The 14272-nt window shown below is 65.3% G+C and carries 13 protein-coding genes and 2 tRNA genes; 6 read left to right on the top strand and 9 right to left on the bottom strand.

Going from position 1 to position 14272, the window contains the following annotated elements; translation table 11 throughout:
• Positions 1 to 61: 61 nt before the first annotated feature.
• The 5 genes from FJ988_RS06085 to FJ988_RS06065 all read right to left on the bottom strand — a co-directional run bounded on the left by FJ988_RS06085 (position 62) and on the right by FJ988_RS06065 (position 2501).
• Positions 62 to 1204, bottom strand: coding sequence for a slipin family protein (locus tag FJ988_RS06085; RefSeq protein ID WP_181183431.1), 1143 nt, complete (start codon positions 1202 to 1204; stop codon positions 62 to 64).
• A 41-nt stretch (positions 1205 to 1245) separates the two neighbouring features.
• Positions 1246 to 1518, bottom strand: a complete 273-nt coding sequence (locus tag FJ988_RS06080; RefSeq protein ID WP_140815845.1) for a hypothetical protein — start codon at positions 1516 to 1518, stop codon at positions 1246 to 1248.
• A gap of 52 nt (positions 1519 to 1570) precedes the next feature.
• Positions 1571 to 1646, bottom strand: a tRNA-Arg gene (locus tag FJ988_RS06075).
• Between the two features lie 2 nt (positions 1647 to 1648).
• Positions 1649 to 1723 (bottom strand) — tRNA-Leu (locus tag FJ988_RS06070).
• A gap of 229 nt (positions 1724 to 1952) precedes the next feature.
• Positions 1953 to 2501, bottom strand: a complete 549-nt coding sequence (locus FJ988_RS06065) for a histidine phosphatase family protein (RefSeq protein ID WP_140815844.1) — start codon at positions 2499 to 2501, stop codon at positions 1953 to 1955.
• Between the two features lie 154 nt (positions 2502 to 2655).
• Between FJ988_RS06065 and FJ988_RS06060 the strand changes: the two genes are divergently transcribed.
• The 3 genes from FJ988_RS06060 to FJ988_RS06050 all read left to right on the top strand — a co-directional run bounded on the left by FJ988_RS06060 (position 2656) and on the right by FJ988_RS06050 (position 6459).
• Positions 2656 to 3606, top strand: a complete 951-nt coding sequence (locus tag FJ988_RS06060) for an AEC family transporter (protein ID WP_140815843.1) — start codon at positions 2656 to 2658, stop codon at positions 3604 to 3606.
• A 176-nt stretch (positions 3607 to 3782) separates the two neighbouring features.
• Entirely contained in the window at positions 3783 to 5240 is a 1458-nt protein-coding gene (locus FJ988_RS06055) for an NAD-dependent succinate-semialdehyde dehydrogenase (protein WP_140815842.1), read from the top strand.
• Positions 5241 to 5433: 193 nt separating this feature from the next.
• Complete coding sequence (locus FJ988_RS06050) at positions 5434 to 6459, top strand: aldose epimerase family protein (RefSeq protein ID WP_140815841.1); 1026 nt, start codon at positions 5434 to 5436, stop codon at positions 6457 to 6459.
• Positions 6460 to 6504: 45 nt separating this feature from the next.
• Here the strand turns inward: FJ988_RS06050 and FJ988_RS06045 are convergent, their stop codons facing one another.
• Entirely contained in the window at positions 6505 to 7425 is a 921-nt protein-coding gene (locus tag FJ988_RS06045; protein WP_140815840.1) for a sugar kinase, read from the bottom strand.
• Positions 7426 to 7640: 215 nt separating this feature from the next.
• Between FJ988_RS06045 and FJ988_RS06040 the strand changes: the two genes are divergently transcribed.
• Positions 7641 to 8084, top strand: a complete 444-nt coding sequence (locus FJ988_RS06040) for a FixH family protein (RefSeq protein ID WP_140815839.1) — start codon at positions 7641 to 7643, stop codon at positions 8082 to 8084.
• Between the two features lie 7 nt (positions 8085 to 8091).
• A complete protein-coding gene (locus tag FJ988_RS06035; RefSeq protein WP_140815838.1) occupies positions 8092 to 9300 on the top strand; it encodes a cytochrome-c peroxidase in 1209 nt (402 codons plus the stop codon).
• Here the strand turns inward: FJ988_RS06035 and FJ988_RS06030 are convergent.
• Positions 9297 to 9749 (bottom strand): Lrp/AsnC family transcriptional regulator, encoded by a 453-nt coding sequence (locus FJ988_RS06030; RefSeq protein ID WP_140815837.1) that lies wholly within the window; start codon positions 9747 to 9749, stop codon positions 9297 to 9299. The genes FJ988_RS06035 and FJ988_RS06030 overlap by 4 nt on opposite strands.
• Positions 9750 to 9913: 164 nt before the next feature.
• Here FJ988_RS06030 and putA point away from each other — a divergent pair, with 164 nt between their 5' ends.
• Positions 9914 to 13522, top strand: a complete 3609-nt coding sequence (putA, locus tag FJ988_RS06025; RefSeq protein ID WP_140815836.1) for a bifunctional proline dehydrogenase/L-glutamate gamma-semialdehyde dehydrogenase PutA — start codon at positions 9914 to 9916, stop codon at positions 13520 to 13522.
• Between the two features lie 11 nt (positions 13523 to 13533).
• On the opposite strand, the gene FJ988_RS06020 is transcribed toward putA, so the two are convergent.
• Both FJ988_RS06020 and FJ988_RS06015 read right to left on the bottom strand, forming a co-directional pair.
• Positions 13534 to 13905: a VOC family protein gene (locus FJ988_RS06020; protein WP_140815835.1), complete on the bottom strand. Its 372-nt coding sequence runs from the start codon at positions 13903 to 13905 to the stop codon at positions 13534 to 13536.
• 2 nt (positions 13906 to 13907) lie between these two features.
• Positions 13908 to 14222: an antibiotic biosynthesis monooxygenase gene (locus FJ988_RS06015; RefSeq protein WP_140815834.1), complete on the bottom strand. Its 315-nt coding sequence runs from the start codon at positions 14220 to 14222 to the stop codon at positions 13908 to 13910.
• Between the last annotated feature and the right edge of the window lie 50 nt (positions 14223 to 14272).

The following is a 14272-nucleotide window of genomic DNA, read 5'->3' as shown; positions in this document are numbered from 1 at the left end:
GGCCGCCGGTCGACCCGGCGCCCCTTCCCATTTGACGTAACGTCAGCTCGGGCGACATGCATCAGTCGCGGAGCTTGACCAGGTCGTTGAGCAGCCCGCCTGTACCGTTGTGAACGGTGAGCCGCTCGACCTTGCCGGCGATGGCTTCGAGAGCCTCGAGCTCCTTCAGCCGCAGCATCACCGGGTTCTCGGCCATCACCTTGGCCGTGTTGAGGAGCGAGCGTGTGGCGTTCGTCTCCTCGCGACGGCGGATGACGTTGGCCTCGGCCTGCTTTTCGGCCGAAACCACCTGGTTGAGGATCTCGCGCATGTCGCCCGGCAGGATCACATCCTTGAGCGCGATGTCGCTGACCTCGAGGCCGATCGCGGCCATGTCGTCCCGCACCTTGGCCGCCGCGTCCTCGTCGACCGTCACCTTCTTGTCGAGGATCTGGTCGAGCGTGAGCGCGCCGAGCGTCTTGCGGAAGGCGTACTGCAGGGCGCGGTAGAGGGCTTCCGAAAAGTCCTTCACCGTGCTCACCGCCTTGACCGGGTCGACGACCCGGTATTCAGCGGCGATGTTGACCCGGATCGTCACGCGATCCCTGGTCAGCACTTCCTGCCCGGCGACATCGAGCGACTGGCGCTTGAGGTCGACGACCTTCACCTGGACCATGCGGCCGACGTTCCAGAAGGCGTGCACGCCCGCCTCGAGCGTGCGAACGAGCACGCCGTCGACGAAGAGCAGACCCACCTGGCCGTCCACGACCGGATGCAGGAACATGTGTTCCGTCTTCCGGGCCTGGCCGAGCCGGCGCATCACCGCCGGATCGATGGCGAGATCGGCCGCCGTGTCGACGGCCGTCACCTTCCACGGGCCGGCATCCGTCCACAGCACGAGCTTGCGGTCCGGCGACAGCACGGCAAAGAGCGCGCCGTCGCGCTCGACCACCGCGATGTCGGTGCGCCCGGTGCGAACGACGGTGAAATGACGCGCGGCCACATCCGGGAGCTTGTCGAACAATGCCTTCTCGTATGCCGAAACGAATTCCGGGTTCTTCAGGTCGTGCCTGGAGATTTCCAGGTTGCCGCGCCGGTTGGCGAGCCAATGCTCACCCGGCATCAGGACAGCCTGGATCTCGCCCTTGTAGAGGGCAACGGCACGCTCGTTTTCCTTTACGAGGACGCGCTGGCGTCCAAGAGTCTTTTCGAGAATGGTCTTCATTGTCTTACTCCTGTCGGGCATGGCCCCATGCGAGGGTCACGTCATGCGTCGATCTTCCTTTTCGTTTCTCGTTTCACGTCGTCGTACTTCACATCCCGGGCACGAATGATCCGGGGACCGGTGGCATCGAGCCGCGGCGGGCCTTCGGGAGCGGATCGCGAGGCGACGACGTGGGTGCCGGAGGCCGAAGCCTCCCTTGCCGACATTGCCGCGCCTTGATCGTCACCGCGGGCCTGGCCGCGCGCCGATGGCGTCGGACCGTCCGATACGGCTTTGGCCCGAAGGCTTCGGCCGTCTCGTCTGGTCTTCAGCATTCCGGTCCCCGGACCGATTTTCCGAATAACACCGTGACAGGGTGGCTTGGCTTGGAAGGCCAATGGAGAAGGATTCGAACCTTCGACCGTCAGATTCGTGGTCTGATGCTCTACCCAACTGAGCTATCCGTGGTGCTGATGAAGGGACTCGAACCCCTGACCTCCGGATGCTTAGTCCGGCGCTCTTCCTCTGAGCTACATCGGCGATCCCAACACCCGAAACGGCGCCGTACACAGCGCGGCAGAGCCGTCTGCGCGGGCGGAGGCAGAAGCTCCAACCGTTGTGCTCGCTTCGGTTTTCGTGACCGGGAGCGGGCGTATAGACCCTGCGACGGGTTGTCGCAAGCTGCATTGTCGCGGCGAACTTGCGGCTTCTTTCAGCTGTGGCGCTTTGGCAACAGTAGTCGAAGCAGCCAGCTAGAAGACGAAGCCTTTTAGAAGGTGACGCGTCCGAGCACCTTGAGGCCGTCGCCGTCCGGCGCCACCACCACGGCTTCGCCCTCACGCGGCGAAACGCCGGTAAGCGCCTGGATGTTTTCCAGATGCGTGACCAGCACCAGATTGTCGGAGCCGGAATAGCCGCTTATTTCCTTCATCACCGCGGCGATCTGCGCGGCCTTCTCGGCGGGATCGGTCTTGAGAAGGTCGAGCGGCGCGAAAGGTTGCGGCTCGGATTCGAAAGCGATGCGGGCGGTGTCGAGGCAGCGGCAATAGCGGCTGGAAAGCACGTGATCGATGGGCGCCGCGCGGGCCGCGAACAGCGCGCCGATGCGGCTCGCCTCCTGCTTGCCGCGCTCCGACAGATTGAGCTGCGTGGCGCAGTTGCCGATATCGAAATTCGCCGGATCGGTCGCGCCGGTGACGAAGGCATGGCGAAGCAAAACCACATGGCCGCCGTTGCGCAGCAGCGCCCATCCTGCGTCGGTCGCGTGGGCCAGGCTCGGAACGGCAAACAGGAAAAGCGCCAGGGCAAGTCGCAGCATCGGGAGTCCTATGACGGCCCAACAAGGCCGGGCCATGATCGGCATATAGGGACCGCAAAGCCGACTGAAAGACAAGCAGGGGAAGGCGAGCGAGTGGGGACGGGCTCCGTCGGCGCGATTGCGTGGCCGGCAGGCCTCGCCTATCACGGAAAAAATGTCTCCGCTCGTCGAAACCGTCCTCTTTGTCTTCAGCCTTGTCGCGCTCGGCTATATCGCCGGGCTCACCGGCTATCTGAAGCCGGCGAGCGGGGAGGGCATTTCCGAATTCGCCGTCAACGTGGCGATGCCGCTGCTCTTGTTCCAGACCATGGTGCAGTCGGATTTCCACGGCGTCACGCCGTGGCCGCTGTGGGGCGCCTATTTCGCCGCTGTGGCGATCACCTGGGTGCTCGGCCATATCGTCATGACGCGCCTCTTCGGCCGCGATGCTCGCGCCGGCATCGTCGGTGGCGTGTCCTCGGCCTATTCCAATGTCGTGCTGCTCGGCGCGCCCTTCATCCTCGGCGTCTTCGGCGCCGGCGGCTTCGAGGTGCTGTCGCTGCTGGTCTCGGTGCATCTGCCGATCATGATGATGGCCTCGATCGTGCTGTTCGAGATGTTTGGCCGCGCCAGCGGCGAGGCCGTCCATCCGCTACGTGTCATCAAGAGTTTCCTGCGGCGCCTGTTCATCAATCCGCTGATCATCGGCATTCTGGCGGGTCTCGCCTGGCGCTTCAGCGGCGAGCCGATGCCGGATCTGATCGAGCGGCTGGTCGACACGCTGGCCGACACCGCCGGCCCGGTGGCGCTGTTCGCGATGGGGCTCAGCCTGCGCCGCTTCGGCATTTCCGGCAACATCCGGCCGGCCCTGGCATTGTCGGCGCTAAAACTCTTCGTCATGCCGGCGCTGGTGCTTCTTTTCGTCTGGCTGCTCGGCCTGCCGCCGATGACGGCCAAGGTCGCGGTGGTGGTCGCGGCACTGCCGTCGGGCATCAATTCCTATCTCATCGCCGTCCAGTTCAACACCGGACAGGCGCTGGCCTCGAACCAGATGACGCTGGCCACCGCAAGCGCGGTGCTGACCACCTCGTTCTGGCTGACCGTCGCTGTCCACGTTTTCGGATAGGCGTCAGGGGCCGGCATCCAGCTCGTTTTTGCTGGCCCAACCCCTATATGCCATCTTGTGATTGCCTGCCTGCCTTTCCCTAGGTAAGAGCAATGCGCCGGCGTGCGGCCTTGCCAGCACGCTTCAACAAATATCCAGAAAAACGGCCGATCAGCGCGCCGAACGGAGGCCAGACCATGCTTCAGAAAACCAGTCATTTCATGCGCCAGGCCAATCTCATCAACGGCGAATGGGTGCAGGCCGACAGCGGCCAGACCGTCGACGTCACCAATCCGGCTACGGGCCTCAAGATCGGCACGGTGCCGAAGGCCGGCAAGGCCGAGACCCGCCGCGCCATCGAGGCGGCCGAGGAGGCCTTCAAGGGCTGGCGCAAGACCACGGCGCTCGAGCGCTCGAAGCTCTTGCGTAAGCTGCATGACGCGATGATGGACAATCAGGATGTGCTGGCTGAACTGCTCACCATCGAGCAGGGCAAGTCGCTCACCGAATCCAAAGGCGAGATCGGCTCGGCCGCGAGCTATATCCTGTGGTTCGCCGAGGAAGGCCGCCGCGTCTATGGCGACATTGTGCCGTCGCCCTGGGGCGACCGCCGCATCCTGGTAACCAAGGAACCGGTCGGCGTCATCGCGGCCATCACGCCGTGGAACTTCCCGTCCTCGATGCTGGCCCGCAAGATCGGCCCGGCTTTGGCCGCCGGCTGCACCGCGGTGGTCAAGCCCGCTTCGCAGACGCCTTATTCGGGCCTCGCCTGGGGCGCGCTGGCCGAAGAGGTCGGCTTCCCGAAGGGCGTCGTCAACATCGTCACCGGCTCGGCCGGCGAGATCGGCGACGAGCTTTGCACCAACCCGCTGGTCAAGAAGATCACCTTCACCGGCTCGACCGAGATCGGCAAGCTGCTCATCCAGAAGTCGGCCACGACGGTCAAGAAGGTATCGATGGAGCTTGGCGGCAATGCGCCGTTCCTGGTCTTCGACGACGCCGACATCGATCGCGCGGTGGCCGGCGCCATCACCGCGAAGTATCGCAATTCCGGCCAGACCTGCGTGTGCACCAACCGCTTCCTCGTGCAGGCCGGCATCTACGACCAGTTCGTCGAGAAGCTCGCCGCCGCCTCGAACAACCTCAAGGTCGGCTCGGGCCTCGAGGACGGCGTTCAGCAGGGGCCGCTGATCGACGAGAAGGCGGTCGAGAAGGTCGAGGAATTCATCGCCGACGCGACATCGAAGGGCGGCAAGGTCGTCGCCGGCGGCAAGCGCCATGCGCTGGGCGGTTCGTTCTTCCAGCCGACCGTCATTTCCGGTGCAACGCCGAACATGCGCTTCATGAAGGAAGAAATTTTTGGGCCGATCGCGCCGGTCTTCAAGTTCGAGACCGAGGAAGAGGCGGTGGCCTTGGCCAACGACACCGAATTCGGCCTGGCCGCCTATTTCTACACCGGCAATCTCGGCCGGGCCTTCCGCGTCATGGAAGGGCTGAAATACGGCATGGTCGGCGTCAATGAAGGCCTGATCACCACGCCTGAGGCGCCGTTCGGCGGCGTCAAGGAGTCCGGCCTCGGCCGCGAAGGCGGTCACCAGGGCATCGAGGACTATCTCGATACCAAATATGCCTGCTTTGGCGGCCTCGGCCTCTGAGATCGATTCCCGATAGGGGTAGATTTACGGAGCCGCTCCATCGTTCGCTGAAACGATGGAGCGGCTCTATCTGTTCTGGTTCAACGCAATTCCGCGCGGAAAACCGTCGGACACCTGGAATTGCTTTGGCCCGCCCTTGCCGGATCATCCATCGCCGGCCTAAATCCATCGATCAGCAACTGACATTTCGGGCATGGCGATGAAAGACGGCGAGGTCTTCGGCACGACGCAGGCGGGCGAGGCCGTTCGCCGGTTCACGATCAGGGGAGGCGGGCTCACCGCCAACATCATCGGCCTCGGCGCCATCATCCAGGATCTCAGGCTGGCCGGCCATGACGCGCCGCTGGTGCTCGGCTACGACCGTTTCGAGCCCTACCAGACCGACCGTGCCTTCTTCGGCGCCGTGGTCGGGCGCTTCGCCAACCGCATCGGCGGTGGCCGCTTCACCATCGCCGGCAATCGCTATCAGACCGAGCAGAATTTTCTCGGCAAGCACACGCTGCATGGCGGCTCGGAAGGCTATTTCCACCGGCCCTGGACGGTCTCGCTGCACGGCCGCGATTTCGTGACGTTGACGCTGCACGATCCTGACGGCGCGATGGGTTTTCCCGGCGCGCTCGACGTCACCTGCACCTACCGGCTGAAAATCCCCGGCACGCTCAGCATGGAGCTGACCGCAACCTGCGAGGAGCCGACGCTGTGCAACCTCGCGCAGCATTCCTATTTCAACCTCGACGACGGCGGCTCGGGCGACATTCTCGATCATCGGCTGATGCTCAATGCCGGCGCCTACACGCCGGTCGATGCCGAACTGATCCCGACCGGCGTGGTGAAGCCGGTCGACGACACGCCCTATGATTTCCGCCAGGCGCGGCCGCTGCGCATGGAAAGCGAAGGCGAGCAGCTCGCCTATGACCTGAATTACTGCCTGGCCTCCAGCCGCGGGCCGCTGCACCAGGCGGCCTGGGTGCAGGGCGCCAATTCCGGCGTCGAGATGGAGGTCTGGACCACGGAGCCCGGCCTGCAGCTCTACAGCGGCCAGTATGTGGCGCCGACATCGCCAGGCCTCGACGGCCGCCGCTACAAGGCGTTTTCAGGTTTTTGCCTCGAAGCGCAGACCTGGCCGGACGCACCGAACCGTCCGTATTTCCCGCAGGCGACGCTGTGGCCGGGGCAGATTTATCATCAGGTCACGGAATACCGGTTCCGGCTGCCCTGAAGTTCCCTGATATTGAAGTGATGTCCGTAGAAGCTTCGACGGCGCTTAACTGTCGAAGGCGGCCCGCAATGTTTCGAACGGCGCCAGCGCGCCACGGACCTGCACGACGGCGGCGGCGACTTTGTGCGCGCGGCGCGCTGCGTCGGCGGGCGGATGGCCGGCAAGCCGCGCCGCGAGATAGCCGCCGTTGAAGGAGTCTCCCGCGCCCGTTGTATCGACCGGCGTGGCGACGTGAACCGCCTCGACGCTTTGGGAGTTTCCATTTGCCGCGATCAGCGCTGGCTGCTCACCGTTCTTGACGATGACCTCGCCTGTCAGCTTGCCCAGGCGCTCGGCGGTCGCTTCCGGCGTCGCGTCGCCGAACAGCATTTGCTCATCGGGAAAGGTCGGCAAGGCGATGTCGGCGACGGCGAGCGCCTCGAGGATCGCGGCCTGCGCCGCTTCACGGCTCGACCAGAGCCGCGGGCGGTAGTTGGGATCGAAGGCGACGAGCGAGCCGGCGGCGCGGGCGGCCGCAATGGCAGTCAGCAGGGTCTTGCGCGCGGCTTCGTCCAGAATTGCCACGGTGATTCCGGAAAAATAGACAAGCGCCTGGTTTTCAAGGCTTTTCGCCAGTGCCGCCGGATCCGAGGCAAGCCGGCGCGCAGCCGCATCGGCGCGCCAGTAGGTGAAGGCGCGCTCGGCGCCGGTCAGCGTGATGGCGTAGAGGCCGGGCCTGGCGCCGGCGATGACCGGGCTGCCGCCTATGCCAATGCCGTTTTCGCTAAAGAAATCGATCTGGTCGCACGAAAAGGGATCGTCGCCGAAGGCTGAGACATAGGTCGCGGGCCGGTCCGGGCTCAGCGCATGCAGCGCCCACAGCGTGTTGAACGTGTCGCCGGCAAAGCCCATGCGCCAGTTGTCGCCGCTCTGCCCCGACAGTTCGATCATGCACTCGCCGATCGACGCGATACCGTTCACTGCCATGCGACCCGTTCCTGCCGAAGTCTATTCCGCAATTGCGGACGGAAAACCGCTGCGCACTTTTCCTGGAATTGCTCTAACGCTTTGTTGCTGTAGCTTTTTGCGATCGGCAGCGCCATGCTTGGCGAAGGCTGATTTTTGCGCCAGAAGCGATTTCCCACAGGCCGTGCGGGACGCGACAGCGAGCCCGCGACGTTAGCAGCCGAAGAGGAACGGGTTTGGCATCGGTATGGCGTTACATTCTTGCGGGTCTCGGTCTGGCTGCCTTGCTGGCAGGCATCCTGGCCGCCGTCTATCTGACGCTGCCGCAATCGGCCGTCGGCCCGGATACATCGCGCTCGAAGAAGACGCAGAACGGCCTGTTCGTGGCGAGCTTCGAACCGGAACGCGGGGTCGTGCGCCAGGGCGATCTGCAGTCCTGGGTGCTGACGCTGAAAACCGCCGCCGGCGCGCCGGTGGAGGGCGCGGCGATCGCCGTTTCCGGCGGCATGCCGCAGCACGATCACGGCCTGCCGACCAGCCCGCAGGCGACCGACTATCTCGGCGACGGGCGCTACCGCATCGACGGCATAAAATTCACGATGAGCGGTTGGTGGCAGCTGCATTTCAGCATTTCGGCGGCGGCTGGATCCGATTCCGTCGCCTTCAACATCGTGCTGTGAGCGTGCGATGAGGCGTCTTGCCGGCGTTGCAGGACTGCTCGCATTGGCCGCGCTCATCGTGCTTGGCGGTTGCGGCAAGCCTGAGTTCAGCGATGCGGAGAAGAAGACCATCGCCTCGCTGGCGCTGAACACGCTGCCTTCGCTGAAACCCGACACCACGAACCAATATGCCGACCTGCCGGCTGCCGCGGCACTTGGGTCGACGCTGTTCTTCGATGTCGGCATGAGCCGCGACGGCACGGTGTCGTGCTCGACCTGCCACAAGATCGACCGCCAGTTCCAGGACGACCTGCCGCAGGCGGTCGGCGTCGGCCGCACCAACCGGCGCACCATGCCGCTGGCCGGCGTGGCGCGCAATCCGTGGTTCTTCTGGGACGGACGGCGCGACAGCCTGTGGGCGCAGGCGCTGACGCCGCTCGAAAACCCGCTGGAGCAGGCGGGCAACCGGGCCGCCTTCGCGCATTACATCAAGAAGCGGTTCGGCGAGCGCTATGAGCGCATTTTTGGGCCGCTGCCCGATCTTTCCAGCGTTCCCGCCAATGCCAGCCCGCTCGGCAGCGACGCCGACAAGGCGGCGTGGAACGCCATGCCCGCCGGCCAGCAGGACGACGTCAACCGCGTCTATGCCAATATCGGCAAGGCGATCGCTGCCTTCGAGCGTTCGATCGAGCCCGGGCAGACGCGCTTCGACCGCTTCGCCATCGATCTGGCGACCGGATCCAAGCCGGAAGGCGACGCGGCGTTTTCGCCGGAAGAGATTCTCGGGCTGAAACTGTTCATCGGCAAGGCCAATTGCGTGACCTGCCACAACGGACCGCGCTTCACCGACAATTCCTTCCACAACACAGGTGTGCCGCCGGTCGAGGGGCTGCCGCTGGATCGGGGCCGGGTCGACGCGGTGGCGCAGGTTCAGGCCGATCCGTTCAATTGCCTCGGCAAGTTCCGCGACGGCGACGAAAGCGCCTGCCGCGAGCTGCGCTTCATGGTCAAGGACGGCGTGCAAATCATGCGCGCCTACAAGACACCGTCGCTCAGGGGCGCGGCGGATCGTGCGCCTTATATGCATGCCGGGCAGTTCACGACGCTGGACGAGGTGGTGGCGCATTATTCGAAAGCGCCGCTGGCGGTGGAAGGCGTTTCGGAGGTGCACCCGCTCGATCTGTCGGATCGGGAGCGCGCGGCGCTGGTGGCGTTTTTGAAGACGTTGTCGGATTAGCGATCCTTGACCGTCTCCATCGCCACGAAGGTCGAGGTCTGGGCGACGTGGGGCAGGGCGGAAATGCGCTCGCCGAGCACCCGGCGATAGGCGGCGATATCGGTGGTTCGGACCTTCAGCAGATAATCGAAGCTTGACGCCATCATGTGGCATTGCTCGATCTCCGGCACGCCTTGGACGGCGCGGTTGAAGGCGTCGAGCGCGGCCGACCGGGTGTCGGACAATTTCACCTGGACGAAGGCGACATGGCCTTCGCCCATGCGCTCGCGATCGATGATGGCGCGATAGCCCCTGATGTAGCCGTCCTTCTCCAGCCGCTTCACGCGCGCCTGCACGGGCGTTTTCGACAGGCCGACCTTGCCGGCCAGTTCCGACATGGAAAGCCTGCCGTCGCGTCCGAGCGCGGAAAGGATATTGCGGTCGATGCGGTCCAATTGGTCTTCAGTCATCGATTTGGCAGTCGTTGTGATCGATCTGAGGCCTATATGATAGTTCAATCGGCCCATCTTGTCGATTTCTTTGGATCGATCGGAATTCGCAACTGTGATAGTTTGCGCCATTCGGTCCGGTGGCCGCCTGACCGCCCGCTAACGCTCGCTTTCATGGATCCGACATGCCGCTCGACGCCATCCGCCAGCAGATCCGCGCCAATTATTTGCCCGACGAAGACGAGGCGGTGAAGCGCCTGTCGGCGGCGGCGGGCTTGTCGGCCGAGGAACGCAAGGCGATCTCGGCCCGTGCCGCCGAATTGGTGCGCGCGGTGCGCGGCTCGACCGATCCGCGGCTGATGGAGGTGTTCCTCTCGGCCTATGGCCTCTCGACCAAGGAAGGCGTGGCGCTGATGTGCCTGGCCGAGGCGCTGCTGCGCGTGCCCGACACCGAGACCATGGACGATTTGATCGCCGATAAGATCGCGCCGCATGACTGGTCGGCGCATTCGGGCGGCTCGAGCTCGATCTTCGTCAACGCCTCGACCTGGGCGCTGATGCTGACCGGCCGCGTGCTCGACGAAGGCGAGGGCGGCATCGAGGGCACGCTGCGCGCCATGGTGCGCCGTCTCGGCGAGCCGGTGATCCGCAAGGCGGTGGCCGCCGCCATGCGCGAGATGGGCGAGCAGTTCGTGCTCGGGCGCACCATTGCCGAAGCGATCAAGCGCGGCCGGCCGATGACGCAGAAGGGCTACCTCTATTCCTTCGACATGCTGGGCGAGGCGGCGCGCACCGAGGCCGATGCGCTGCGCTATCACCGCGCCTATGCGGACGCGATCTCCTCGCTCGATTCCGGCTCCAACGGCCCCGATATCCGCTACAATCACGGCATCTCGGTCAAGCTTTCGGCGCTGCATCCGCGTTACGAGGAGGTGCAGAAGGAAAAGATGCTGCCGGTGATGGCGGAGCGGCTTTTGTCGCTGGCGCTGGCGGCGCGGCATTCGCGCATGGGCCTCAACATCGACGCCGAGGAGGCCGACCGGCTCGATTTGTCGCTCGACGTCATCGAGCGCGTGCTGGCGGAGCCGGAGCTCGCCGGCTGGGACGGTTTCGGGGTTGTCGTACAAGCCTATGGTCCGCGCGCGGCCTTCGCCATCGACTGGCTCTACGCGCTGGCCAAGAAATACGACCGCAGGATCATGGTGCGGCTGGTCAAGGGCGCCTATTGGGACACCGAAATCAAGCGGGCGCAGACGCTGGGTCTCACCGGCTATCCGGTCTTCACCCGCAAGGCCAATACCGACGTTTCCTATATGGCCTGCGCGAAAAAACTGCTCTCGATGACCGACCGCATCTATCCGCAATTCGCCACCCACAACGCGCATACGGTCGCCGCCATCCTGTCGATGGCGAAGGACCGCCAGTCTTTCGAGTTCCAGCGCTTGCACGGCATGGGCGAGGCGCTGCATGAGACGGTGCGGCAGGCCGAGGGCACGCGCTGCCGCATCTATGCGCCGGTCGGCGCGCATTCCGACCTGCTCGCCTATCTGGTGCGGCGTCTGCTGGAGAACGGCGCCAATTCCTCCTTCGTCCATCAGCTGACCGACGAGGAGGTCGAGCCGGAGGAGATCGCGCGCGATCCGCTGCAGACGGTGGAAAGCCAGGGCCCGGCCGCCAATCCGGCGATCGCCCGTCCCGCCGCGATCTTCGGCGCCGGGCGCCGCAATTCGAAAGGCTTCGACATCACCGATCCGGTGACGCTCGCAGCCCTCGACAAGGCAAGGGCCCCGTTTGCCTCCGCCGACCGCTGGCACGCCAAGCCGATCACGCGCGCCGCCGGCTACGGCAAGCAGCGCCAGATCGTCAATCCGGCGAAGCCTGACGAAGTCGTCGGCAACGTGCATGAAGCGGCGGCCAAGCAGGTGGCGACCGCCGTGCGCATCGCCGTGGAAGCGCAGCCGGCCTGGGCAAAGCGCCCCGTCGCGGAGCGCGCGGCGATCCTCAGCCGGGCCGCCGACCTCTATGAGGCCAATGCGCCCGAGTTTTTCGCCCTGGCCACCCGCGAGGCCGGCAAGTCGCTGGCCGACGGCGTGGCGGAAGTGCGCGAAGCGGTCGACTTCCTGCGCTATTACGCGGCCGAGGCGGCCAATGCCGAGAGCGGCACCGAGGCGCGCGGCGCCATCGTCTGCATCTCGCCATGGAATTTCCCGCTGGCGATCTTCACCGGCCAGGTCGCGGCGGCGCTGGTCACCGGCAATTCGGTGATCGCCAAGCCCGCCGAGCAGACGCCGCTTATCGCCTTCCGCGCCGTGGAGATGCTGCGCGAGGCCGGCGTGCCGGAAGACGTCATCCAGCTGTTGCCGGGCGACGGTCCCTCGGTCGGCGCGCCGCTCACCGCCGATCCGCGCATCGCAGGTGTGTGCTTCACCGGCTCGACCGAGGTCGCCAAGCTGATCGAGAAGCAACTGGCCGAGACCGCGGCGCCCGACGCCATGCTGATAGCCGAGACCGGTGGGCTCAACGCGATGATCGTCGATTCCACCGCGCTGCCGGAACAGGCGGTGCGCGACATCCTGGCATCGTCCTTCCAGAGCGCTGGACAGCGCTGCTCGGCGCTGCGCGTGCTCTATGTCCAGAAGGATGTCGAGAAGAAGATGCTGGAGATGCTGAAGGGCGCGATGGAAGCCCTCAACATCGGCAATCCTTGGGCCATTTCGACCGATGTCGGCCCGGTGATCGACGACGAGGCTCAAGGCGCGATCAACGATTATTGCAAGAAGAAGGGGCTGGAGGGGCGGCTGATCGCCAAGCTGGAAGCGCCGGCCACCGGACGCTTCGTGGCTCCGCATGTGTTCCGCGTCAAAGGCATCGAGGAGATGGAGCGCGAGGTGTTCGGCCCGGTGCTGCATGTCGCGACCTTCGACGCCGACGAGATCGACCAGGTCATCGCCGCCATCAACCGCAAAGGTTATGGGCTAACCTTCGGCCTGCACACCCGCATCGAGGGCCGCGTGCAGCATTTCGTCGACGGCATCCATGCCGGCAACATCTACGTCAACCGCAACCAGATCGGCGCCGTCGTCGGCTCGCAGCCCTTCGGCGGCGAGGGGCTGTCGGGCACCGGGCCGAAGGCCGGCGGGCCGCATTATCTGCGCCGCTTCCGCAAAGGGCCGGAAGCCGGCACCGAGGTCGGCGACGGCCACAAGGTGACGGCGACCGAGCTTGCCGACAATCTGCCGGATCCGACGCTCGGCGGCTGGTCGACGCGGCCGGACCGCGTGGCGATCCTGCGCAAACATCTGCGCGGCAAGGGCGCTGCGGCGATCGCCGCCGCCGCCAGCCTCGATTTCGGCCAGGTCGACCTGCCAGGCCCGACCGGCGAGGCGAACACGCTGTCGCTTTCGCCGCGCGGCCGGGTGCTGTGCCTCGGCCCCGATGCCGAGACGCTTCTTTCCCAGGCGATCCAGGCGCTCGCGGCCGGCAACGCTGTACTTGCCGTGGCGCCCGGCGCGCCGGCAGCGCTTTCGGCGCTGACCGGCAAGGGGCTGCCGCTGGCGGCCATCGACGGCCGCCCCGACCCCGTCGAGGCGCGCTCGCTGCGCGTCGATGTCGTTGCCTTCTCCGGTACGCCTGAAGCGGCGCGCATCGTGCGCAAGGTGATTGCAGAACGTACGGGGCCGATCGTGCCGCTGGTCAGCGAAGTGCTGAACCCTGCGGCCTATGCGCATGAGCGCGCGGTCTGCGTCGACACGACCGCGGCCGGCGGCAACGCCAGCCTGCTCGCCGCTGCATGAGATGAGCCGCGCTACACCTCTTCGGGGGCGCAGCCGAACTTCAGCAGATTGCCGTGCGGATCATGGATATAGAATTCCTTCATATTCCAGGGCCGCACGGTGAACGGGCTGAGCCTTTCGACGCCGCGCGCCGAGAACTCGGCATGCAGCGCCGGCACTTCGCCGCCCCTGATGTAGCAGGATGAGACTTCCGGCAGCTTGCGGTCGTCGCTCTTCCAGAAATGGATCTCGATCTCGTTGCGGCGCACGATCAGATAGTCGTCCATTTCCGGCCCGACGACGCCGAAGCCAAGCGTGTCGCGATAGAAATCGCGCGTCGCCTGGATGTCGGGCGAGGGCAGGATCGGGATCGAGCGCGCGGGGTCGTCGGCCGGATCTGCCATGCTCAGGCGCCTTCCACGACCGAAAAGCCCTCGAATTGCGGATGGCCGAGATAGTGCACCTTCGAGCCGCCGGCATTGCGGTGGGCAGCGCGGAAGTTTTCCGACTTCGTCCAGGCGACGAAATCCTCCTGGCTTGCCCAGACGGTGTGCGAGGCAAACAGCGTATAGCCCTCGGTCTCGTTGACCGGGCCACGCAGCAGATGGAATTCCTTGAAACCCTGCATTTCGGAGAGGCTGGAATCGCGGTTCTTCCAGACGTCCTCGAAGGCTTCTTCGGAGCCGTTCTGGACCTTGAAGCGGTTCATGGCGATGTACATGGCGTTCCTTTCAAAATGGGCTGGTCAAGAGCGATGGTTTGGAGGCGAAG

Source organism: Mesorhizobium sp. CU3, from assembly GCF_006442965.1.
Taxonomy (GTDB): Bacteria; Pseudomonadota; Alphaproteobacteria; order Rhizobiales; family Rhizobiaceae; genus Mesorhizobium.
Note: the sequence above shows the minus strand (reverse complement) of the source record. Positions and strands in the feature narration are given on the sequence as shown.